The 24070-nt window shown below is 54.5% G+C and carries 20 protein-coding genes; 8 read left to right on the top strand and 12 right to left on the bottom strand.

Annotated elements, in window-relative coordinates; all coding sequences use genetic code 11:
* Positions 1–13: 13 nt before the first annotated feature.
* The 12 genes from NIM72_RS10075 to msrP form a co-directional block, all read right to left on the bottom strand.
* Complete coding sequence (locus NIM72_RS10075) at positions 14–1192, bottom strand: amino acid ABC transporter permease (protein ID WP_033784127.1); 1179 nt, start codon at positions 1190–1192, stop codon at positions 14–16.
* Between the two features lie 68 nt (positions 1193–1260).
* Complete coding sequence (locus NIM72_RS10070; protein ID WP_013359218.1) at positions 1261–2286, bottom strand: amino acid ABC transporter substrate-binding protein; 1026 nt, start codon at positions 2284–2286, stop codon at positions 1261–1263.
* Between the two features lie 544 nt (positions 2287–2830).
* Positions 2831–3127: a DNA-binding transcriptional regulator Fis gene (fis, locus tag NIM72_RS10065; protein ID WP_003855228.1), complete on the bottom strand. Its 297-nt coding sequence runs from the start codon at positions 3125–3127 to the stop codon at positions 2831–2833.
* 23 nt (positions 3128–3150) lie between these two features.
* A complete protein-coding gene (dusB, locus tag NIM72_RS10060; protein ID WP_031592707.1) occupies positions 3151–4116 on the bottom strand; it encodes a tRNA dihydrouridine synthase DusB in 966 nt (321 codons plus the stop codon).
* 367 nt (positions 4117–4483) lie between these two features.
* Positions 4484–5365, bottom strand: a complete 882-nt coding sequence (prmA, locus tag NIM72_RS10055; RefSeq protein ID WP_253420198.1) for a 50S ribosomal protein L11 methyltransferase — start codon at positions 5363–5365, stop codon at positions 4484–4486.
* A gap of 16 nt (positions 5366–5381) precedes the next feature.
* Complete coding sequence (panF, locus tag NIM72_RS10050; RefSeq protein WP_161735979.1) at positions 5382–6827, bottom strand: sodium/pantothenate symporter; 1446 nt, start codon at positions 6825–6827, stop codon at positions 5382–5384.
* Complete coding sequence (locus NIM72_RS10045) at positions 6817–7059, bottom strand: YhdT family protein (protein ID WP_033784124.1); 243 nt, start codon at positions 7057–7059, stop codon at positions 6817–6819. Before NIM72_RS10045 ends, panF begins: the two co-directional genes overlap by 11 nt.
* 72 nt (positions 7060–7131) lie before the next feature.
* Positions 7132–8481, bottom strand: a complete 1350-nt coding sequence (gene accC / locus NIM72_RS10040) for an acetyl-CoA carboxylase biotin carboxylase subunit (protein WP_013359213.1) — start codon at positions 8479–8481, stop codon at positions 7132–7134.
* An 11-nt stretch (positions 8482–8492) separates the two neighbouring features.
* A complete protein-coding gene (gene accB / locus NIM72_RS10035) occupies positions 8493–8954 on the bottom strand; it encodes an acetyl-CoA carboxylase biotin carboxyl carrier protein (protein ID WP_013359212.1) in 462 nt (153 codons plus the stop codon).
* Positions 8955–8979: 25 nt separating this feature from the next.
* On the bottom strand, positions 8980–9432 hold the full coding sequence (gene aroQ / locus NIM72_RS10030; RefSeq protein ID WP_033734740.1) for a type II 3-dehydroquinate dehydratase: 453 nt from the start codon (positions 9430–9432) through the stop codon (positions 8980–8982).
* A gap of 232 nt (positions 9433–9664) precedes the next feature.
* On the bottom strand, positions 9665–10270 hold the full coding sequence (gene msrQ, locus NIM72_RS10025; RefSeq protein ID WP_260060207.1) for a protein-methionine-sulfoxide reductase heme-binding subunit MsrQ: 606 nt from the start codon (positions 10268–10270) through the stop codon (positions 9665–9667).
* Entirely contained in the window at positions 10271–11275 is a 1005-nt protein-coding gene (gene msrP / locus NIM72_RS10020; RefSeq protein ID WP_253420195.1) for a protein-methionine-sulfoxide reductase catalytic subunit MsrP, read from the bottom strand.
* Between the two features lie 284 nt (positions 11276–11559).
* Here msrP and csrD point away from each other — a divergent pair, with 284 nt between their 5' ends.
* The 8 genes from csrD (at position 11560) to tldD (ending at position 24050) form a co-directional block, all read left to right on the top strand.
* On the top strand, positions 11560–13509 hold the full coding sequence (gene csrD / locus NIM72_RS10015; RefSeq protein ID WP_161735983.1) for an RNase E specificity factor CsrD: 1950 nt from the start codon (positions 11560–11562) through the stop codon (positions 13507–13509).
* 311 nt (positions 13510–13820) lie between these two features.
* Positions 13821–14864: a rod shape-determining protein MreB gene (gene mreB / locus NIM72_RS10010; protein WP_003855260.1), complete on the top strand. Its 1044-nt coding sequence runs from the start codon at positions 13821–13823 to the stop codon at positions 14862–14864.
* 148 nt (positions 14865–15012) lie between these two features.
* On the top strand, positions 15013–16032 hold the full coding sequence (gene mreC / locus NIM72_RS10005; RefSeq protein ID WP_253420193.1) for a rod shape-determining protein MreC: 1020 nt from the start codon (positions 15013–15015) through the stop codon (positions 16030–16032).
* Positions 16029–16517, top strand: coding sequence for a rod shape-determining protein MreD (mreD, locus tag NIM72_RS10000; protein ID WP_013359205.1), 489 nt, complete (start codon positions 16029–16031; stop codon positions 16515–16517). The genes mreC and mreD overlap by 4 nt, the downstream gene beginning before the upstream one ends.
* A gap of 8 nt (positions 16518–16525) precedes the next feature.
* Positions 16526–17119, top strand: a complete 594-nt coding sequence (locus tag NIM72_RS09995) for a nucleoside triphosphate pyrophosphatase (RefSeq protein ID WP_161735985.1) — start codon at positions 16526–16528, stop codon at positions 17117–17119.
* Complete coding sequence (gene rng, locus NIM72_RS09990) at positions 17109–18578, top strand: ribonuclease G (protein ID WP_003855268.1); 1470 nt, start codon at positions 17109–17111, stop codon at positions 18576–18578. The genes NIM72_RS09995 and rng overlap by 11 nt, the downstream gene beginning before the upstream one ends.
* Positions 18579–18709: 131 nt before the next feature.
* A complete protein-coding gene (gene yhdP, locus NIM72_RS09985) occupies positions 18710–22540 on the top strand; it encodes an AsmA2 domain-containing protein YhdP (protein WP_253420189.1) in 3831 nt (1276 codons plus the stop codon).
* Between the two features lie 64 nt (positions 22541–22604).
* A complete protein-coding gene (tldD, locus tag NIM72_RS09980; protein WP_222924936.1) occupies positions 22605–24050 on the top strand; it encodes a metalloprotease TldD in 1446 nt (481 codons plus the stop codon).
* Positions 24051–24070 lie beyond the last annotated feature (20 nt).

Below are 24070 nucleotides of genomic sequence, written 5' to 3'. Positions count from 1 at the left end.
TTATCCCGTTCTCTTAACGCTCAACCAGCGCAATTTTGCGGTTGTAGAAGTTCATAAGCAGCGATATCAGCAGACTGATAATCAGGTAAACGCCCATTGTGATAGCAATTGTCTCAATAGCCTGACCGGTCTGATTCAGCACCGATCCCGCGAACAGCGACACCATATCGGGATAACCGATAGCAGCGGCCAGTGAGGAGTTCTTCACGATGTTCAGATACTGGCTGGTGAGCGGCGGAATAATGACGCGCATGGCCTGTGGAATAATCACCTGACGCAGCGTCACCGGATTCGGCAGACCCAGCGATCGTGCAGCTTCGTGCTGACCATGTGGCACCGACTGAATCCCGGATCGGATCACTTCAGCAATAAACGACGAGGTATAGATCGACAGTGCCAGCGTCAGTGCTGCCAGTTCCGGAATCATCACCGAGCCGCCACGGAAATTGAACCCGCGTAGTTGCGGCACATCCCAGTGCGTCGCTGCTCCAAACCCAAGGTGTGCAAGCAAAGGAAAGAGGATGAGCATTGCAACGGCTGCGGGCCATGTACGACGTAACTCACCGGTTTTCAGCTGATGCTGACGGTTAAAGCGGTACAGGCCATAGCTGACAGCCACGGCCAGCAGCAGTGCGATAACAAACGGCCAGCTGCCTGGTGCATAGGTTGGCCACGGGACGTAGAGTCCGCGATTGCTGACATAGGCCAGGTCGAACGCATTCAGCGCCTGACGTGGGCCTGGCAGATTGCGTAATACCGCGAAGTACCAGAAGAAGATTTGCAGCAGAGGGGGGATATTACGGAAGGTTTCGATATAGATATTCGAGAGTTTCCGCAGCAGCCAGTTGTCAGAAAGACGGGCAAGACCGACCGCAAAGCCGAGAATTGACGCAAAAACAATACAGAGTGCAGAAACCAACAGCGTGTTGGTTAATCCGACCAGAAACACGCGTGCGTAGGTATCTCCCTCCGTGTACTCTATCAGATGCTGAACGATGCCGAAGCCGGCAGTGCGCTCAAGAAATCCAAACCCTGATGTAATGCCGCGATTGGCGAGGTTAATGATGGTGTTATGTACCAGATAACCCACCACACCAAGCACCGCGACGACGGCGATGAACTGATAAATCCAGGCGCGAACCGTGGGATTACCAAATGAAAAATCCCTTTTCACGGTTGGGCGTTGTGACATGTTGAAACCTCAGTAACGAAAGCCGGGGTAGGGCACCGCAGAATACGGTGCCCGATTGGTGAGGTCTGTTAACGTACCGGTGGTGCGTATTGAATCCCGCCCTGGTTCCACAACGCATTCTGACCGCGCGCGATCTTCAGTGCACTGTCTTTACCGACGTTGCGGTCAAAGCTTTCCTGATAGTTGCCGACCTGTTTGATGATGTTGTAGGCCCACTTATTATCCAGCTTCAGATCTTTACCAAAATCACCCTCAGCACCCAGCAGATGCGCCATATCTGGCGTGGTCGGTTTAGCTGTCATCTGATCAACGTTCTTCGAGTTGATGCCCATCTCTTCGGCATTCAGCATGGCGTAAAGCGACCATTTGACGATAGTGAACCAGTCATCATCGCCACGACGCACCAGCGGTCCCAGCGGCTCTTTGGAGATCACTTCTGGCAGGACGATAAACTCGTCAGGTTTGCCGAGCTTAATACGCAAGGCATAAAGCTGAGACTGATCGGACGCCAGCGTATCGCAGCGACCGCTGTCCAGCGCCTTAGCAGATTCGTCAGAGCGATCAAAGGTCACCGGCGTATATTGCATTTTGTTGGCTTTGAAGAAGTCTGCCACGTTCAGCTCGGTGTCGGTTCCAGCCTGAATACAGACGGTGGCACCATCCAGCTCTTTCGCACTTTTAAGTCCGGCTTTCTGGTGAGTCAGGAAGCCGATGCCGTCGTAATAGTTCACGCCCGCAAACAGGAAGCCCATGCCGCCATCACGCGATGAGGTCCAGGTGGTATTACGTGAAAGTACATCCACTTCGCCTGACTGCAGCGCGGTAAAACGCTCTTTCGCGGTCAGCGGGGTGTATTTCACTTTGGTCGCATCGCCGAATACCGCGGCAGCAGCAGCACGACACACATCCACATCGATACCGGTAAACTTGCCGCCAGCATCTGCATAGGAGAAGCCCGGCAGGCCGTCACTGATACCACATTGAACAAAACCTTTTTTCTTAATCGCATCCAGTGTGGTGCCTGCGTGTGCCTGCTGAGCAATGGCAACCAGCGAGGCGGCAGCGATCAGCGTAGAGAGCATCATCTTTTTCATAAAGCATCCTGTGTGGCGGGATCATGTTGTTATGTTTGCGCACTTTAGTGTGCGTTTTTCCTGTCTGTGGCGGTCAGCCATTCACGACTCTGCAAAGCTGATGCCAGGTTTGCAGGATCCTGAATTCGTATGAAAGAACGGTTAATAATCAGAAGCACCTGGAAAGTTTCGCTAATATGGCGCACCAAAAGGAAGCAATGCGAGTCGACCCGATCACATTTAGTGCAAATAGTTTCACTAGATGAGAGCAGTGTGAGCGCTCGCTCAGGCAGAAATGTATGAAAGGAAGGCGTTACTTTTTTATGCGCAGGAAGTCACATGCCCAGCAGTGGCGGGCACAGGCAGCAAGACGGGCGACAGAACATTACTTAAATCAAATCCAGGCGGACAAAAGCGAGAAGGTGAAATATCACACCAGCGATTGCAACTATAGTTACCATACGGCAGGCAACTGTTTCACGCTTCCTGCCGTTACTTTGTGCGATGACGCACAAATAAAAACGCCAGCCCGAAGGCTGGCGTGATTAACAGACAGAACTAAAAATCAGTTCATGCCGTATTTTTTCAATTTCTTACGCAGCGTACCGCGGTTGATACCCATCATCAGGGCAGCACGGGTCTGGTTGCCACGGGTATACTGCATCACCATGTCCAACAGAGGCTGCTCGACTTCAGCCAAAACCAGCTCATACAGGTCGCTCACATCCTGACCATTCAGTTGAGCAAAATAGTTCTTCAGTGCCTGTTTAACCGAATCACGCAAAGGTTTTTGAGTTACCTGATCCTGTGAGTTAACGGTAGAAACGGTCAGTACGTCAGAATTTACGCGTTGTTCGAACATAGTTCTTTCAGCTCTTTATTTCGTTACGCAAGATTTTCGAAGTATGCCTCCAACGCCTCCAGCTGTTCGCTGGCATCCTCTATGGCGTTGAATGTGCGCCGAAACTGGTCATTCGGGGCGTGCTCCTGCAGGTACCAGGAGACGTGCTTTCGCGCTATACGGTATCCCTTGCCTGAACCGTAAAAGTCGTGCAGCTCACGTATATGCGAAACAAGCAAGCGCTTGACCTCTGCCATCGGCAGCGGGGCAAGCAACTCCCCAGTGTCCAGATAATGCTGGATTTCCCGGAAGATCCACGGTCTTCCCTGAGCAGCGCGTCCTATCATCAGAGCATCGGCCCCTGTATAGTCGAGCACCGCTCTGGCTTTATGCGGGTCAGTTATGTCTCCATTCGCGATAATCGGAATGGAGACACTCTGCTTAACTGTCCGAATGCTGTCATATTCAGCTTCTCCGTTGAACAGGCAGGCACGAGTGCGACCATGTATCGTCAGAGCCTGTATACCGCAGCGTTCAGCCAATTGGGCAATCGCGACACAGTTCCTGTTTTCAGGATCCCAGCCAGTACGAATTTTCAGCGTGACCGGCACGTTCACTGCATTAACCACTGCGGAGAGAATGGACTCCACCACGGTGGGATATTGCAATAAGGCTGAACCCGCCATTTTGCGGTTAACCTTCTTGGCAGGGCATCCCATATTAATGTCGATGACCTGTGCACCAGCCTCGACATTAATGCGTGCAGCTTGCGCCATTTCACTGGGATCGCAACCGGCAATTTGCACGGCGCGAATGCCTGGCTCATCACTGTGAACCATACGTAATCGAGATTTGTCGCTAGCCCAGACTTCCGGGTTAGAAGACAGCATCTCAGAAACTGCCATGCCTGCACCCATTTCGTGACACAGCGTCCTGAACGGCCTGTCGGTAATACCGGCCATCGGTGCTGCAATCAGTCGATTTCTCAGCTGGAGGTTTCCAATACGCATGAAGTCAGAATGGCCATACTGTGTCTGCAAGGCGGCGTATATTACGCATTTTTGCAGGAAGATGAAAGGCCAAACTTTGAACAATCAGCAAGAAAGATCAATGAAATCCGGATGATGATCGATGCTATTCATTATTATTATTAAATAACAATGATTTAGCTATTTATGCTGAAATTGTGAGCAAAATTTTTTCCAGAAAAGTACGTCAATTCGCCAGATAAAAAACGTCACATGCCGTGATTAACGATACAAGCATCCATTTCAAATCGGGAAAGCCCGCAACTTACGCTACGGGTTGGCTGAATATTCTGTTAAGCCGCTTTGTTACGACGACGGCGATATCAGTGCAAACGGACAAACGCAAAAATCAGGATTTAATCCCGGTAATCCGGCACCATTCCTCTTTAACCGCAACCGGGTCGAGCGTGAACGCGCTGACATACGCTTCGCAGACGCTCTCTGCCTGGCTCTCTAACACGCCCGAGAGGCCCAGATGACCGCCAGACTTCGGCAGTACACCGATCAGCGGGGCCAGTTCACGTAGCGGGCCGGCCAGGATATTGGCCACCACCACATCAGCCTGCAGATTTTCGGGTTGCTGGTGGGGCAGATAGAGCGACAGGCGATCGGAGACGCCGTTGCGCTCAGCATTATCCCGGCTGGCCTGAATAGCCTGCGGATCGATATCAATCCCGATCGCCTGAGCCGCGCCCAGCTTCAGTGCGGCGATCGCCAGGATCCCCGAACCACAGCCGAAATCGATCACCGTTTTGCCTTCCAGATCCAGCCCATCGAGCCAGGTCAGGCAGAGCGAGGTGGTGGGATGGGTGCCGGTGCCAAATGCCAGACCGGGATCGAGCATGACGTTGACGGCATCAGGATCCGGCACATCACGCCAGCTCGGACAGATCCAGAGACGTTCGCCGAAGCGCATCGGGTGGAAGTTCTCCATCCATTCGCGCTCCCAGTCTTTATCCTCGATCTGCTCGATCCGGTGACGAAAACCGTCTTCCAGCAGCGGATGTTGTGTCAGTTCGGCAGTAATCAGGGCCATATCCGTTTCTGCATCGAACAGGCCGATAACGTCGGTATCGCCCCACAGGCGCGTTTCGCCTGGCAGCGGCTCATACACCGGCGTGTCGTTGGTATCCTGAAAGGTGACTGAAACCGCACCGATCTCCATCAGCGCATCGCTCAGCATTTCCGCATGTTCACCTGAGCTGTTAATTTTGATTTGAATCCACGGCATAACGTCTCTCTTTCCGTCAATGTTGCGGCGCGTCCGCCACGTGCGGCGCGCGTCCAAACAGGTTACCCACCAGAAATGCCAGCAGGCTTAAAAGCAGGGAGGGCACGATAGGGTGAAAACCCAGAATCTGCAGGTTAAGGCTCGCCATAAAAGCGTAGCAGCCTCCACCCACTACCATGCCGGTGATGGCGCCTGCGGCATTGGCACGTTCCCAGTAGAGGCCGAGAACCAGCGGCCAGAGGAAAACCGCCTCCAGGCCGCCAAATGCCAGCAGGTTGAGCCAGATAATCATATCGGGCGGATTCCATGCCGCAATCAGCAGCAGGATACCCAGTGCGAAGGTAATGGTGCCAGATAACAGTCGCAGCCGTGACTCATTTTCCAGTTGCTGCGGGGCGACACGCAGGTAGAGATCTTTAATCAGCGTGGCTGAAGCCTGTAACAGCTGGGCATTGATGGTCGACATAATTGCGGCCATCGGGGCTGCCAGAAACAGTCCGGCCGCTAACGGTGGCAGAACAGTGATCATCAGAGTCGGAATGACGCTATCCGGTACGGTCAGATTCGGCAGTACCGCGCGGCCCAGCGCACCGGCCAGATGCATGCCCAGCATCAACACCACCACGACAATAGTGCCCAGAATAATGGCCCGATGGACGGCCTTACTGTCTTTATAAGAGATACAGCGCACCGCCGTGTGCGGCAGGCCAATCACCCCAAAGCAGACCAGCACAACGAACGAACTGAGGAAGGTTGGCGTAATAATCTCGCCCGGCCCCTGTGGCGACAGCAGAGCCGGATCGATGTCATGCAGTTTCTGCACCGCCGTGCTCAGGCCACCTGCCTGATGAATCACTGCGAACAGCAGCAGAAAAGTGCCAATCAGCATCACAATGCCCTGCATGGCGTCATTGAGCACGCTGGCACGGAATCCACCGAACGCGGTATAGAGCGCGATGGTGCCACCAAAAATCAGCAGGCCGGTGTCATACGGGATGCCAGCGGCGGTTTCGAGCAGCCGTGCACCACCGATAAACTGCACCGTCATGGCACCGATAAAGGCAATCAGCAGACTCAGACTCGCCAGCCAGATCAGCAGCGGGCTTTGATAGCGAGCATAGAGCATATCATTCAGCGTTACCGCATTATGCTTGCGTGCCAGAATGGCAAACTTTTTCCCCAGCACACCCAGCGACAGCCAGACGGCGGGAACCTGCACCATCGCCAGCAATACCCAGCCCAGCCCATATTTGTAGGCGGCACCGGGACCCCCAATAAATGAGCTGGCGCTGATATAGGTGGTAGTGAGCGTCATCGCCAGTACGAATCCGCCCATGGAGCGGCTGCCAAGGAAATATTCAGTAAGGAAGCTGCCTTCACGCTTTTTACGGACGGCAAACACCGACAGCGCGGCAATCAGCACCAGATAAATCAGTAACGGCAGGATAATTTCACTGTTCACTTTGATCCTCCAGCGGCATGTCGCGGAAAATCACCCGCACCATCATCCAGCACAGAAAAATGAACAACAGGGGAGCAAACAGGCAGGAGAGTTCAAACCAGCGCGGCAGGCCGGTAACACCGATTTCACTGCCACCCAGCCAGGCAGAGAGCCCCCAGGCAGCGAGCCAGAGCAGGGTGAGGTAAAGCGACCAGCGCGCCTCTTTATGTGCCTGTATAAAACGAGCATCCATGATTCAACCTTAACGCCAGCGGCAAAAGAAAAAGGCCGGATTAACCGGCCTCAGACTGACTCAGCGTTGCGATTATTTCTCGTGCAAGCCGAGTTTTTTCTCCAGATAGTGGATATTGGTTCCACCGTGCTGGAAGTTTTCGTCGGACATGATTTTCATCTGCAGTTCAACGTTGGTTTTGATACCGTCGATGATCAGTTCCGCCAGCGCATTTTTCATGCGAGCGATAGCCACGTCACGCGTTTCGCCATAGGTGATCAGCTTGCCGATCATGGAGTCGTAATAAGGCGGTACGGTGTAGCCTGAGTAAATATGCGACTCCCAGCGCACGCCGAAACCGCCTGGCGCGTGGAAGCGGGTGATTTTACCCGGGCTTGGCAGGAAGGTCACTGGATCTTCGGCGTTGATACGGCACTCGACCGCATGTCCGCGAATGATCACATCTTCCTGTTTAATTGACAGTGGCTGACCGGCAGCAATACGCAGTTGCTCTTTGATCAGGTCCACACCGGTGATCATCTCGGTTACCGGATGTTCTACCTGAATACGGGTGTTCATCTCAATGAAGTAGAACTCACCGTTTTCGTACAGGAACTCAAAGGTACCTGCGCCGCGATAGCCAATCTCAATACAGGCCTGGGAACAGCGGTTGCCGATAAAGCGACGCTGTTCTTCTGTGATGCCTGGGCCTGGCGCTTCTTCGACAACTTTCTGATGACGACGCTGCATGGAGCAGTCACGTTCGCCCAGATAGATCGCGTTGCCCTGACCGTCAGCCAGTACCTGAATCTCGATGTGGCGCGGGTTCTCCAGATACTTCTCCATGTAAACCATGTCGTTGTTGAAAGCCGCTTTGGCTTCCGCTTTCGTCATGTTGATGGATTCTTCCAGATCTTTGTCGCCGCGCACTACGCGCATACCACGACCGCCGCCGCCGCCAGACGCTTTGATGATGACCGGATAACCGATGCGCTTGGCAAAGGCACGGTTTTTTTCCATATCATCCGTCAGCGAACCGTCAGAACCGGGTACGGTCGGGACGCCGGCTTTCTTCATCGCATTGATTGCAGAAACTTTGTCACCCATCAGGCGAATGGTGTCTGCTTTCGGGCCGATAAAGATAAAGCCGGAGCGCTCAACCTGCTCAGCAAAATCGGCATTCTCAGAGAGGAAGCCGTAGCCGGGGTGAATCGCCACCGCGCCGGTGATCTCTGCTGCAGAGATCAGCGCCGGGATGTTGAGGTAACTTTTGACTGACTGCGCCGGGCCGATGCAGACGGTTTCGTCTGCCAGCAGCACGTGCTTCAGGTCACGATCCGCGCTTGAGTGTACCGCAACAGTCTTGATGCCCAGTTCTTTACAGGCACGCAGAATGCGCAGTGCGATCTCACCACGGTTAGCAATAACAATTTTATCCAGCATGATCTGCCCCGTTACTCGATGATAACCAGTGGCTCGTCAAATTCGACCGGCTGACCGCTTTCAACCAGGATAGCTTTCACCACGCCTGATTTGTCAGCTTCGATCTGGTTCATCATTTTCATAGCTTCGACGATGCACAGGGTATCGCCGGCATTGACTTTCTGGCCAACTTCCACAAAGGCTTTCGCATCCGGGCTCGGCGTACGGTAGAAGGTACCTACCATTGGTGAACGCACGATGTGACCGCTGATTTCAGCCGGTGCCGCTTCGGCAACTGCTGCAACAGGGGCAACGGCTGTCGCCAGAGCAGGCTGTTGAACCGGCGCAGCATAAGCCTGCTGCATCATCGGGTAACCCACGTTTGCAGGTGCACGACTGATGCGAACGGACTCTTCACCTTCAGAGATTTCCAGCTCAGAAATGCCAGACTCTTCAACCAGTTCGATCAGTTTTTTAATTTTACGAATATCCATGAGTGGGGTTCCGTACTCAGTTTGATTAATTAGTTTGAGACAGGCGTTTTACTGCCGTTTGTAAAGCCCATGTGTAGCCGTCAGCGCCAAGCCCACAGATCACGCCAGCAGAAACATCAGAAAGATAGGAGTGATGACGGAAGGGCTCGCGGGCATGCACATTGGAGAGATGAACCTCGATAAACGGTATTTCTACCGCCAGCAGGGCATCACGCAGTGCGACACTGGTATGGGTAAACGCGGCAGGATTAATGATGATGTAATCCACATTGCCTTTGGCCTCATGAATGCGATCAATCAGCTGAAATTCAGCATTGGTTTGCAGGTGGCTCAACTCCACATTCAACTGGTCTGCCTGACGCGTCAAATCGTCAACGATCTGACTCAGCGTGGTATGACCATACTTCTCAGGTTCACGTGTTCCCAACAGATTCAGGTTGGGCCCGTTTAAAAGCAGAATATGTAATTTATGCGCCATCGTGCTGCCATCTCCCGCAATCATTGAGGCATCGCGTAAAATACCTTGCGAATCTTCATTTGTCACCTTTCAGGCTGAAAAAGAAGACCCGACGAGCAATAAAGCCGGGCATTATATCCGTTTCGTGTCATTTCGCAGCAAAATACTGGTCTTATCTGCGAAGATGATCGGATGTGGCCTGCGGGCCACATCTTTTATCAGAAAACAGCAGAGGAAAACAACGGGTGAAGTGCTAGCGGGGCCACCATTTGAGAAATTTTTTGTAACGCCAGGCTAACAGCAGTGCAGCAATGAGGGCATAGATAAGTGGCTGTGGGGACACGGTTTTCACCGACCAGATATAGTGAATTGGGACCAGAATCGCCACAAGATAGACCGCATTGTGCAGGGTTTGCCAGCGTTTACCGAGCCTGCGCTGAGCGCGCTGAAATGACGTTACCGCCAGGACCAGTAATATCAGCCAGCTTATAATTCCCAGCGTCAGATAGGGACGGGAGATGAGTTCGCTGCCCAGCAGACGCAGATTATCCACGCCCAATTCCAGCAGGTAGTAGCTCAGCAGGTGGAGAGAAGCCCAGACAAATGTCCAGACGCCAAGCAGGCGCCGGGTGCGGATTAACAGAGGCTGCCTGCCGTAGCGTGCCAGGGGTGAAACCAGCAGCGTACCCAGCAGCAGTTTCAGCGCCATGCGGCCGGTAAAATGCTGAATATCTTTTGCCGGGTCCGCACTCAGTCCACCCTGCATCACAGCAAGCACCAGATAAACCAGCGGCAACAGGGCTGCCAGGTGCAGGATCACCTTGAGCCACATGATCTGTTTTATCGACAGGCGGACCACTTAGTAATTCTCCCGTAAATCCATGCCGCGGTAGAGCGACGCCACCTGTTCGGCATAGCCGTTAAACAGCAGCGTTGGCTGACGTTCGACCTTCAGACTGCCGCCCGGGCCAATAAACCGCTCTGTCGCCTGTGACCAGCGTGGATGATTGACGTGGGGGTTCACATTGGCATAAAAACCATACTCGTCGGCGGCAATCTGGTTCCAGGTGGTCGGCGGCTGTTTGTCGGTCAGCGTAATTTTGACGATCGACTTAATGCCTTTAAAGCCATATTTCCACGGCACCGTCAGACGAATCGGCGCGCCATTCTGCGGCGGCAGCGCTTTGCCATAGACGCCAGTGGTCAGTATTGTCAGCGGATGCATCGCTTCATCCAGACGCAAACCTTCGACATAGGGATAATTGAGGCCACCGCCAATAAAGCGATCTTTCTGGCCCGGCATCTGCTCAGGATCGTAGAGCGTCTGAAAGGCAACAAAGCGCGCTTTGCTGGTGGGTTCCGCCAGCGAGAGAAGTTTATTCAGCTCAAAGCCTACCCAGGGCACCACCATCGACCAGGCCTCTACGCAGCGCATACGATAGATTCGCTGCTCCATAGCAAAGCGTTTGAAGATGTCATCCATATCAAGGGTTAGGGGTTTCGCCACTTCGCCATCAATGGTCAGTTTCCAGGGCTCTGTTTTCAGTGTTCCGGCATTGGCAGCCGGATCGGCCTTATCCAGCCCGAACTCATAGAAATTGTTGTAGCCGGAAACTTTATCCGCAGGCGTCAGCGTCAGATCGGCCTGATATTGCGCCGGTTTGGTGAAGTCGAGCGGTCGGCCTGCTGGAGCAGGTGGGCGATCGTTGCCTTTGAACCAGCTGAGAATATCGGCATTAGCCACGCCCGGCATACCCATCGCCGCAGCGCTTAGTCCCAGCGTTTTCAGCACCTGGCGGCGCTTCATATTAAATATGCTTTCCGGCGTTACGTCGGCTTCGGTCAGACAGGGTATGCGTTTCATGGGGCTTCTCCAGACAGGATGTCATCAACCAGCATGATGACTATCGCTGATATCAGCCAGTTTCGCCCTGAAAATGTGAAATTTCCTGGCTGGCCTGTGCGATGAGAATGCGCTGAAAAGTGTCGGGATCAACGTCAGCAATCCTATCCCGACGATATACTTCGGCTTCATGCGACTCGGCGCTGTCGGCAGCGGCAAATTATGCTATTTTGCTCGCGTTTTCGTCAGGCTGACGGTACAAGGTGGGGTGATCCGGTTATCACCGCAGCAATACAGGCACAGGGATGCGATTAACCACAAAATTATCTGCGTTTATTACCTTTTTAAGCCTGCTGGCGATGTCATTGATGCTGGCAGGCTGCGCATTCAGTGTTTTCTGGTTCAGTCATCAGCGGGTTGAACATCGGGCGCAGGTGCTGGCGACCGAGGTCGATCAGGCGATGTTCTCCGAGACGCCAGAACAGCTTCATAACTGGCTTACGCGCATGATGCCAATAATGAATGCCGAGCAGATTTCCCTTCATAACGGCAGGCAGACTTTCCTCACACTCTCCCGACACGAAAACCAGATGCTGGAAGACGAACCCAATCGTTTTATCCAGGTCGATGTGCCTTTGATGCACCAGACCGGCTTACAGCTGCGGGTTGTGACCCTTGATCCTGCCAAAACCTGGCTGCGCTCCATCACCGGCACCTCTACGCTGGGCATTCTGTTTACGGTCATGCTGGTGATGAGTCTGCTGCTGCTGATGATGCATCGCTGGCTTAGTCGTCAGTGGCGTGGCATGGAGCATCTTGAAGGACGGGCACAGGCGATTATCAACGGCGAACGTGGGGTTGTGCCGAAACGGGATGTGGATGAGTGGCCACCCAGGGCGAGTCGCGCGATGGATATACTGCTGGCGGATCTGCAGGAAGCGGGCGAACAGCGCCTGCGTATCGACACGCTGATCCGCACCTTTGCCGCGCAGGATGGACGCACTGGCCTTAACAACCGACTGTTCTTTGATAACCAGCTCGCGACCCTTCTGGAAGATCAGGAAGCTGTCGGCACCCATGGTGTGGTGATGATGGTGCGCCTGCCCGATCTGGACGCGCTGAAAGATTCACTGGAGCCAGCGCTGGTTGAGGAGTACCTGTTCAATTTCGTCAACATGCTCTCTACCTTTGTGCTGCGCTATCCCGGCGCTTTGCTGGCACGTTATTTTCGCAGTGATTTTGCCGTATTACTGCCGCATCGCAGTCTTAAAGAGGCAAACAGTATTGCCGATCAACTGATCAATGCTGTTGATTCTTTGCCACCGATGCGCCTGGTCAATCGCGATGATCTGATCCACATCGGAATCACCGCCTGGCACAGCGGGCAGACCGTCCTGCAGGTGATAGAAAATGCCGAAATGGCCACGCGACGTGCAGCACTGCTGGGTGGTAATAACTGGATTAATGGTGAAGGAAACCCTCAGGACGCCGGGCGCGGCAGCGTGCGCTGGCGAACCCTGCTGGAGAATACGTTAAGCCGCGGTGGTCCACGGCTGTACCATAAACCCACCGTTAATATCGAAGGCAAAGTACAGCATCGGGTCATGCTGACCCGTATCTTTGACGGCGATAAAGAGGTACTGGCCGCTGAATATATGCCGCTGGTACAGCAGCTCGGTATGGCTGATGGCTGGGATCGTCAGCTGGTCACGCGCATCGCGGCACTCTCTGAACTGTGGCCGGAAGAGACGCTGGTGATGCCGGTGACGATGACCTCGCTCCTGCAACGTTCATTTGTCCTCTGGCTACAGAATATGCTGCTGCAGTGCCCCAAATCACAAAGAAAACGATTTTTATTTGAACTTGCCGAGGCAGATGTCTGTCAACACATCGACCATTTAACACCAGTATTCCGTGCACTTAAGGCTTTTGGCTGCCGTGTAGCGGTGAATCAGGCGGGTTTAACCGTCGTCAGCAGTGCCTATATACGACAGCTGCCGCTGGAACTGATCAAGCTTGATGCAGGTCTGGTGCGCAACATTGAACGACGGACCGCCAATCAGCTGTTTGTACAGAGTCTGCTGGAGGTCTGTAAGTCCACGGGTATTCAGGTGTTTGCCACCGGTGTCCGCACCAAAGCGGAGTGGCAGACATTAGTGGCGCTGGGTGTGGCAGGCGGGCAGGGCGACTTTTTTGCCCCTTCGCTTCCGGTTAACAGTAACGTGAAGAAGTATTCCCAACGTTACCGTATTTAATGATTTGCTGTCGTAATGACAGAAATTGACGGTTTTTTTTAATGTTAAACCGCATCTGAACCCATAACCATCGTGCCGGAAATGTTAAATTTTATGTCGGGCATGGCAAGCGGAAATCACGTGAAATGCAGCACTGATGGCGTCTGGTCGCCATTCTGCTGCTACGGATCGCGGGTTCAGATGACTTAAACGCAATCAGGCGTCTTTTTTCACCGAAGCAGAACGTTTTTGCGCCTTGTGGCAGCTTCGTGTGGTTGGTAAAGTAAGCGGATTTTATTTTCCGCCCCCAGCTTGCAGGATTATCCCTTAGTATGTTTAAAAAATTTCGTGGCATGTTTTCCAACGACTTGTCCATTGACCTGGGTACCGCGAATACCCTGATTTACGTAAAAGGACAAGGCATCGTGCTGAACGAGCCTTCTGTGGTTGCTATTCGTCAGGACCGTGCCGGTTCACCGAAAAGTGTCGCGGCCGTGGGTCATGACGCCAAACAGATGCTCGGTCGTACGCCAGGCAATATTGCCGCTATCCGTCCGATGAAAGATGGCGTTATCGCTGACTTCTTCGTGACCGAAAAGATGCTGCAACACTTCATCAAGCAGGTTCACAGCAACAGCTTTATGCGTCCCAGCCCACGTGTGCTGGTCTGCGTACCCGTCGGGGCCACGCAGGTAGAACGTCGTGCGATTCGTGAATCCGCTCAGGGCGCCGGCGCGCGTGAAGTCTTTCTGATTGAAGAGCCGATGGCTGCAGCTATTGGTGCAGGTCTGCCCGTTTCTGAAGCGACCGGTTCAATGGTCGTTGATATCGGTGGTGGTACTACCGAAGTGGCGGTGATCTCCCTGAACGGTGTGGTCTACTCCTCATCCGTACGTATTGGTGGCGATCGTTTCGATGAAGCTATTATTAATTATGTGCGTCGTAACTACGGTTCACTGATTGGTGAAGCGACCGCAGAACGCATTAAGCATGAGATTGGTTCAGCTTATCCGGGTGATGAAGTCCGTGAAATTGAAGTTCGTGGCCGTAACCTGGCAGAGGGTGTACCGCGCGGCTTCACGCTGAACTCCAACGAAATCCTGGAAGCGCTGCAGGAGCCGTTAACCGGCATTGTCAGCGCGGTGATGGTTGCTCTTGAGCAGTGTCCGCCTGAGCTGGCCTCCGATATCTCAGAGCGCGGCATGGTGCTGACCGGTGGTGGTGCGTTACTGCGCAACCTGGATCGCCTGCTGATGGAAGAGACGGGTATTCCGGTTGTTGTTGCTGAAGATCCGCTGACCTGTGTGGCTCGCGGTGGCGGCAAGGCGCTGGAAATGATCGACATGCATGGCGGCGATTTGTTCAGCGAAGAATAATTGCCTCAACCGGCTGAGAACGCAATGATCATGCGAGGGAGTGACATGTGAACCGGCGAAATGTGTGCCGGTACAGTGCGTTCAGCCCAGGGAAGCACGGTGTTTGGCCGTCGCTTCCTCTCCTGTTGTCGAGGATCACGCAGATTATATGAAGCCGATTTTTAGCAGGGGACCTTCCCTGCAGTTGCGTCTTTTCCTGGCGGTCATCGTGGCAATTGCCATTATTGTTGCCGACAGCCGTGTGAGCTCTTTCACCCAAATACGCAACTATCTGGATACGTCGGTCAGTCCGTTTTACTTCCTGGCTAATGGGCCACGTCAGCTGCTGGATGGCGTGTCAGAGTCGCTGGCGTCGCGTCAGCAGCTGGAGCAGGAAAACAAAGCGTTACGTCGTGAGCTCTTCCTGAAAAACAGTAACCTGCTAATGCTGGGGCAATATAAGCAGGAAAACGCACGCCTGCGTGAACTGCTGGGTTCACCGCTGCGTCAGGATGAGCAAAAGATGGTGACGCAGGTAATCTCTACCGGCACCGATCCTTACACCGACCAGGTGGTGATCGACAAAGGCAGCGTTAACGGTGTCTATGAAGGTCAGCCGGTCATCAGTGATAAAGGCGTGGTCGGTCAGGTTATCGCCGTCGGACAGCTCACCAGCCGTGTTCTGCTGATCTGCGATGCGTCACATGCGCTGCCTATTCAGGTGTTGCGTAATGACATTCGTGTGATTGCCGCTGGTAACGGCTGTACTGAAGATCTCCAGCTTGAGCATCTGCCGGGTAATACGGACATTCGGGTCGGCGATGTGCTGGTGACGTCAGGTATCGGTGGTCGTTTCCCTGAGGGGTATCCGGTGGGCGTGGTCTCCTCAGTGAAAGTGGATACGCAGCGCGCTTATACGGTGATTCAGGCGCATCCGACCGCGGGTCTGCAGCGTCTGCGTTATCTGCTGCTGCTGTGGGGCGCGGATCGTAATGGCGATATGCCGCTGCCGCAGGATGAAGTTCATCGCGTTGCGAATGAGCGTCTGATGCAGATGATGCCGCAGGTCTTACCGCCTGCGGGTGAAATGGGCCCGCCTGCGCCTGCCGCACAGATGGGGCCGCCTGCTCCATCAACAGGCAGTAGCGGACAGAACAACTCCTCGCGTTCACGCGGGGGGCAGCCTTGAGTCGATATCGCAGCCAGGGACGTTGGGTCATCTGGCTCTCTTTCCTGGTCGCGTTAGTTCTGCAGATCATGCCATGGCCGGATGAAATTTATATGTTCCGGCCTTCATGGCTGCTGCTCATCCTTATCTACTGGGTTCTTGCTCTGCCGCATCGGGTCAACGTCGGCAGCGGATTTATGCTGGGTGCCATCATGGATCTGATTGCCGGGTCCACGCTTGGCGTACGTGCGCTGGCGCTCAGTATCATCGCCTACCTGATAGCCTTTAAGTTCCAGTTATTCCGCAACTTAGCGTTGTGGCAGCAAGCGTTAATGGTTATGGTGCTGTCTCTGGCGATGGATGTGATTGTCTTCTGGGCAGAATTCCTGGTAATCAACGTTTCATTCCGACCTGAAATTTTCTGGAGCAGTGTCGTCGACGGTATTCTCTGGCCCTGGCTATTCTTACTTATGAGAAAAATTCGTCGTCAGTTCGCTGTTCAATAAGGAAATTTATGGTAACCCTCTATCTTGCTTCCGGTTCACCGCGTCGTCGTGAGCTGTTAACTCAACTTGGCCTGACATTCGAGCGCATTGTGACTGACGTTGAAGAACAGCGTCAGCCGAATGAAGCGGCGGAGAGCTATGTCCGCCGTCTGGCCAATGACAAAGCGCAGGCGGGTGTAAAACTGGCCGCGCAGGATCTGCCGGTGCTGGGCGCGGATACGATTGTCGTGCTGAATGGTGACGTGCTGGAAAAACCGCGCGATGCCGCCGATGCCCACGCGATGCTGCGTAGACTCTCCGGTCATACGCATCAGGTCATGACGGCAGTGGCGCTGGCCGACAGCCAGCAGGCGCTGGATTGCATCGTGACGACTGATGTGACATTCCGCACCTTAACGGAGAGCGACATCGACGACTATATCGCTACCGGTGAGCCGATGGATAAAGCGGGTGCATACGGCATTCAGGGCAGGGGAGGAAACTTTGTCCGCAAAATTAACGGAAGTTACCATGCAGTGGTCGGATTACCGTTGGTTGAGACAGCGGAGTTGCTCAGCCATTTTCACTCACTGCGTGCCGTAAGGGGTCAACATGACGGCTGAATTACTGGTTAACGTCACGCCTTCTGAAACACGCGTTGCCTACATTGATGGCGGCATCCTTCAGGAAATCCATATTGAGCGTGAAGCGCGGCGCGGCATTGTTGGCAATATTTATAAAGGACGGGTAAGCCGTGTTCTGCCCGGCATGCAGGCGGCCTTTGTTGATATAGGCCTGGAAAAAGCCGCCTTTTTGCACGCCTCAGATATCATGCCGCATACGGAATGTGTGGCGGGCGACGAAAAGAAAAATTTCATCGTGCGCGATATTGCCGAGCTGGTGCGTCAGGGACAGGATCTGGTGGTTCAGGTGGTCAAGGATCCGCTTGGCACCAAAGGCGCCCGGCTGACCACGGACATTACCCTGCCTTCGCGTTATCTGGTCTTTATGCCAGGCGCATCGCATGTCGGTGTCTCTCAGCGTATCGAGAGTGAGAAAGAGCGCGATCGGCTTAAAGCGGTAGTCGCTGACTACTGTGACGATCTGGGTGGCTTTATTATCCGCACCGCTGCAGAAGGGATTGGCGAAGAGGAGCTGGCGCAGGACGCGGCTTTTCTCAAACGTCTCTGGACCAAAGTTAGCGAGCGTAAAAAGCGCAATCAGACCCGCTGCCTGCTCTACGGTGAGCTGGCTCTGGCCCAGCGTATTCTGCGTGATTTTGCGGGCGCGGCGCTGGATCGCATCCGGGTCGACTCCCGCCTGACCTGCGATATGCTGGTGGAATTTACCGGTGAATATATCCCGGAAATGGCCGGTAAACTGGAGCTCTACAATGGTAAACAGCCTATTTTCGACCTGTTTGACGTCGAAAATGAGATTCAGCGCTCGCTGGATCGCAAAGTTGAACTAAAGTCAGGCGGATATCTGATCATCGATCAGACCGAAGCGATGACGACCATCGATATTAATACCGGTGCATTTGTTGGTCATCGCAATCTCGATGAGACGATATTCAACACCAATGTTGAAGCCACTCAGGCGATTGCGCGTCAGCTGCGCCTGCGGAATCTGGGCGGCATCATCATTATCGACTTCATCGACATGAGCAATGAAGATCATCGACGCCGGGTACTGCATTCACTGGAAAGCGCGCTCAGTAAAGATCGGGTCAAAACCGGGATTAATGGTTTTTCGGCGCTGGGTCTGGTAGAGATGACGCGTAAGCGTACCCGTGAAAGCATTGAGCATGTCCTGTGCCAGGATTGCCCGGTCTGTAAAGGGCGCGGCACCCTGAAAACAGTTGAAACGGTCTGCTATGAAATCATGCGTGAGATTGTGCGGGTTCACCACGCCTATGATTCTGATCGTTTCCTGGTGTATGTTTCACCGACGGTGGGTGAGGCGTTAAAAACCGACGAGTCTCATGCGCTGGCTGAAGTGGAAATCTTTGTCGGTAAGCAGGTTAAAGTTCATGTTGAAGCGCTCTACACTCAGGAGCAGTTCGACGTGGTAATGATGTAACATCAGCCCGTTATCAGGCTGAATAAACGCCCTTGTTTGGGATAAAATGCGCGTTTTAACGCTTTTATCTGAAGACGGTCGGGTATGAGAACCAACTATCCGTCGTTTACGGAACACAAGGAGAGGCGTGAGTGAGGCAGTTGCCGAGGATTTTGTTACTGCTGGTCGCGGCAATCATCGTGATTGTCGCGCTGCTGGTCAGCGGATTGCGTCTGGTAATGCCGCATCTCGACAGCTATCGCAACAACCTTCTGCAATTCATCTCCGACAAAACGGATGTGCCGGTCAACGCCAGCCAGTTACAGGGTAAATGGGAGAATTTCGGCCCAACCCTGCAGGTTCATGACCTCAGCGTCGATCTGCATGAAAACGGCAAACTCACGATTAAACGTATCAATCTGGCGCTCGACGTCTGGCAGTCTCTGCTGCACTGGCGCTGGCAGTTTCGCGATCTGACCTTCTGGCAGCTGCATCTCGACACGAATCGCCCCTTACTCGACAACGACAAAGAGAAAAACAGCTTCCGTCCGGCGCAGATTAACGAACTTTTCCTGCGTCAGTTTGACCACTTTGATCTGCGCGACAGCACCATTCGTTTCCGTACCCCTTCCGGCCAGCATGCTGAGCTGGCGATCCCCCGACTCACCTGGGTCAATGAAGATAACCGCCATCGCGCCGAAGGCGAAGTCAGTCTGTCGAGCTTTACCGGTCAGCACGGCGTGGTTCAGGTGCGGCTCGACCTTAACGACAGTAACGGTTTACTTAATGACGGCCGCATCTGGATGCAGGCCGATGACGTCGACATGCGTCCATGGCTGGGCCGCTGGGTGCGCGACAATACCCGGCTGGACAGTGCCCGCTTCAGCCTGGCGGCCTGGGTTAACCTGCGCGATGGTGACATCTATGCTGGCGATCTGCTGCTGCGCAAGGGCGGTGCCAGCTGGCAGGGCGAAACCGGACGACACCGCATAGAGGTCGATGGGCTGACCGCGCATCTGTCGCGCTTCCAGAATGGCTGGGTGGTCAATGTGCCGCAGACCCGGCTCAGCACTGACGGTCAGGCCTGGCCCGCCGGTCACTTCTCGCTGTTATGGCGTCCTGAAGATAAGCAGTTGCTGGGGCCGGATGGTCAGCAGGAGGTGCGGGTGCGCGCCACACAGCTGGTGCTGAGTCATATTGCGCCGATCGTTCCGTTATTTGCGCCGCTCTCTCCGGCCCTGTTTGAAAACTGGCAGACGCTGCAGCCACAGGGCACCATCGATGGCCTGGCGCTGGATATTCCATTACAGCAGCCTGAAAAAACCCGTTTACAGGTGAAGTGGCGTGATTTCAGCTGGCAGCACTGGAAACTGTTGCCGGGCATCAGTCACCTGAGCGGAGAAGCACGCGGCAGCCTGAGCCATGGTCAGGTCAGTGTGGATATGGGCGCGGCAACCGTTCCCTATGGCGATATGTTCCAGGCTCCGTTAGAGATTAAGCGGGTGACCGGGGCACTGCGCTGGCTTAAAGATGAACATGGCCTGACGCTGGCGGGTGAAAAGCTTAACCTCGAAGCGCGCTCACTCTGGGCGCGTGGCGACTTCAGCTACCAGCAGAATAGCGGCGGCGAGCCCCGTCTGGATATTCTGGCGGGTATCCGACTTACTGATGCGGGCGATGCCTGGCGCTACTTCCCGGTGCCGCTGATGGGTAACAGCCTGACGCACTATCTGAGTGGGGCGGTGAAGGGTGGCAGAGTGGACAACGCCACGCTGCTGTTTGCCGGTAATCCGGCGCTGTTCCCGTTCAAGCACAATGATGGCATGTTCCAGGTCTGGGTGCCGCTTCGCCAGGCGACCTATGCGTTTCAGCCCAAATGGCCAGCGTTGAGCAATCTCGATGTCGACCTTAACTTCCTGAACGATGGTCTGTGGATGAAAGCGCCAATGGCGCACCTGGGCGAAGTAGACGCTCGCAACGTCACGGCGGTAATCCCTGACTACCTGAAAGAAAAACTGATCATCGACGGGGATATCAGTGGTGAAGGCCAGCAGATCGCTGACTATTTCGATCAGACGCCGCTTAAACCGTCACTGGGTGCCGCACTGGAGCAGCTGAAAATTAAAGGCCGTGTCGGTGGCCATCTGAATCTGGACATCCCATTGGATGGAGAGCAGGTGCACGCCCGCGGTAATGTCGATCTGAACAACAACGCGCTGTTTATCAAACCGTTAAAAACCACCATCAACAATCTTTCTGGTCGCTTCCGTTATGACAACGGCAATCTGGCCAGTGAGGATCTGCGGGCGAACTGGTTCGGGCAGCCGATGGGCGTTCGTTTCAGCACCCACGAGAACCCGGATGACTTTGGCGTTAACGTCAAACTTCAGGGCGACTGGCAACCCGCGAAAATCAGCCAGGTTCCGGCAGCCGTCAGCAAGCAGCTCGGCGGGCATCTGCCGTGGCAGGGCGACGTCAATATTACGTTACCGCATCATGGCGGGGCGCGTTATGACGTGAGGCTGAACGGTAATGCTAAAGAAGTAAGTAGTCACTTACCTGCGCCGCTCAATAAGAAAGCCGGTGAGGCGATGCCAGCTGTCATTCAGGCCAGTGGTGACCTGAACCATTTCGATCTCAGCGGCAGCGTCAATGCAAACCATCGTTTTAACAGCCGCTGGTTGCTGGAACCGACGCTGCGCGTCGATCGTGGCATCTGGCTGAATGATGCACAGAAAACGCCTGCGCTACCCGACCATAAGGGCATGGTACTGAATCTGCCCGTGCTGGATGGCGAGGCCTGGGTAGCGATGATGGCTGCCGGCGGTTCTGCAGGTGCGGGGACGACAGGCGGCGGCAGCGACTTCCAGACGGGTGGCGTCACGCTGCCGGGTAACATCACGCTACGCAGTCCGGCGGTCACGCTGGCGGGGCAGCAATGGCATGACGTTGAAGCGACACTGGCACAGCGTTCAGGCGGCAATGGCCAGGTCAGCGTCAGTGCGAAAGAGCTGCGCGGTGAACTGGCGATGGCCCCCAAAGCGCCATGGCAGGTGAACCTGGATTACCTCTACTACAATCCGCAATGGGAAAACGAGACAGGCAAGGGCGGCAAAGCGCCTTCTCAGCAAACCACAAACATTAACTTCAGCCAGTGGCCCGCCTTACAGCTGCGCTGTAAAGAGTGCTGGGTACTGGGCCAGAAATATGGCCAGGTCTCCGCGGTGCTGCAGCCTAAAGGAGATACGTTAGCGCTTACTAACGGAAAAGTGGATACCGGCAGCTCCCAGCTTAAAATTAACGGTGAGTGGGTTAATCGCCCGGACGACCAGCGCACCTCGCTGAAGGGCACGCTTAAGGGACCGAATATTAATAACGCGACCAACTGGTTTGGCGTCAACACGCCGCTGCGCGATGCGCCCTTTGATATTGCTTACGACCTGCACTGGCGCTCTGCACCCTGGCAGCCCTCTGCAGAGACACTGAGTGGCACCCTGAAGACCCACTTTGGCAAAGGCCAGATTGCAGATGTGAATACCGGCACGGCGGGAAAAATCCTGCGTCTGGTGAGCTTCGATGCGCTGCTGCGCAAGCTGCGCTTCGACTTCAGCGACACCTTCACCAACGCGTTCTATTTCGATTCGATTAACGGCACGGCCTGGATCGAAAACGGCGTCATGCGCACCGATAACCTGCTGGTAGATGGACTGGAAGCAGACATCGCCATGCAGGGCAATCTCGACCTGGTGAAACGTCAGATCGATATGGAAGCGGTGGTTGCGCCTGAGATTTCTGCCTCTGTCGGCGTAGCGACCGCCTTTGCGATTAATCCGGTGATTGGCGCGGCGGTATTTGCTGCCAGTAAAGTCCTGGGCCCCCTGTGGAACAAGATATCGCTGCTGCGTTATCACATCAGTGGCCCACTGGATAAACCGGAAATCAATGAAGTACTGCGTAAACCGCGTGAAACAGACAACAAGTGAATTTGACGCCGTACCGGAATTACCGCAGGCTATGATTATCTGAGCACATAATGAGTGAGAAACGATGACTCTGAACCTGGTAAGTGAGCAGTTACTGACTGCTAACGGCATTAATCAGCAGGACCTATTTTCCCTGTTAGGGCAGCTTTCAGAACGTCGTCTGGATTATGCCGATCTCTATTTTCAGTCCAGCTTTCACGAATCCTGGGTGCTGGAAGACAAAATCATTAAAGATGGCTCATACCATATCGATCAGGGCGTCGGCGTGCGCGCGGTCAGCGGTGAGAAAACCGGCTTTGCCTATGCCGACCAGATTACGCTGAATGCGCTGCGTCTCTCCTCTGAAGCGGCTCGCAGCATTGTACGCGAACAGGGAAACGGCAAGGCCCATACGCTTTCTGCCGTGATGAACCGTTCACTCTATTCGGCGGTCGATCCGCTGAGCAGCCTGACGCGTGAAGACAAAATTGCCCTTCTGCATCGCGTCGATAAAGTCGCCCGCGCGGCTGACCCACGTGTGCAGGAAGTCAATGCCAGCCTGACCGGTGTTTACGAGCAGGTGCTGGTGGCGGCCACTGATGGCACGCTGGCGGCAGACGTTCGTCCGCTGGTTCGCCTCTCTATCAGCGTTCAGGTTGAAGACCAGGGCAAGCGTGAGCGCGGCGCAAGCGGCGGCGGTGCACGCACCGGTTATGCGTTCTTCCTTGAAGATGAAAATGGCGACGTGCGCGCTGACGCCTGGGCGCGTGAAGCGGTGCGCATGGCGCTGGTTAATCTCTCTGCGGTGGCGGCTCCTGCTGGCGCATTGCCGGTAGTGCTGGGTGCGGGCTGGCCGGGCGTGCTGCTGCATGAGGCGGTCGGTCACGGTCTGGAAGGTGACTTCAACCGCCGTGGCACCTCGGTGTTCAGCGGTAAAATCGGTCAGCAGGTCGCGTCTGAGCTGTGTACCGTGGTGGATGACGGCACCCTTGAAGGGCTGCGCGGCTCACTTGCGGTGGATGATGAAGGCGTTCCCGGTCAGTACAACATGCTGATTGAGAACGGGGTGCTGAAAGGCTACATGCAGGACAAGCTGAATGCGCGACTGATGGGCGTCAGCCCGACCGGGAATGGACGTCGTGAATCTTATGCACATCTGCCGATGCCGCGCATGACTAACACCTATATGCTGGCAGGCAAATCATCGCCGCAGGATATTATTGAAAGCGTTGAGTACGGCATCTATGCGCCGAACTTTGGTGGCGGTCAGGTGGATATCACCTCCGGCAAATTTGTCTTCTCAACCTCAGAGGCTTATCTGATTGAAAACGGCAAAATCACCAAACCGGTCAAAGGTGCCACGCTGATTGGCTCCGGCATTGAAGCGATGCAGCAAATCTCGATGGTAGGTAATGACCTGGCGCTGGATAAAGGCGTGGGCGTCTGCGGTAAAGAGGGCCAGAGCCTGCCGGTCGGTGTCGGTCAGCCCACCCTGAAGCTGGATAAACTGACCATCGGCGGCACCGCCTGATGTGACCTCAACAACCCGCC

Origin of the sequence: Pantoea sp. B550, from assembly GCF_024158165.1 — a bacterium.
Classification (GTDB): Bacteria; Pseudomonadota; Gammaproteobacteria; order Enterobacterales; family Enterobacteriaceae; genus Pantoea; species Pantoea alfalfae.
The sequence above is the reverse complement of the archived record's forward strand: the minus strand, read 5'-3'. Positions and strand labels throughout refer to the sequence as shown.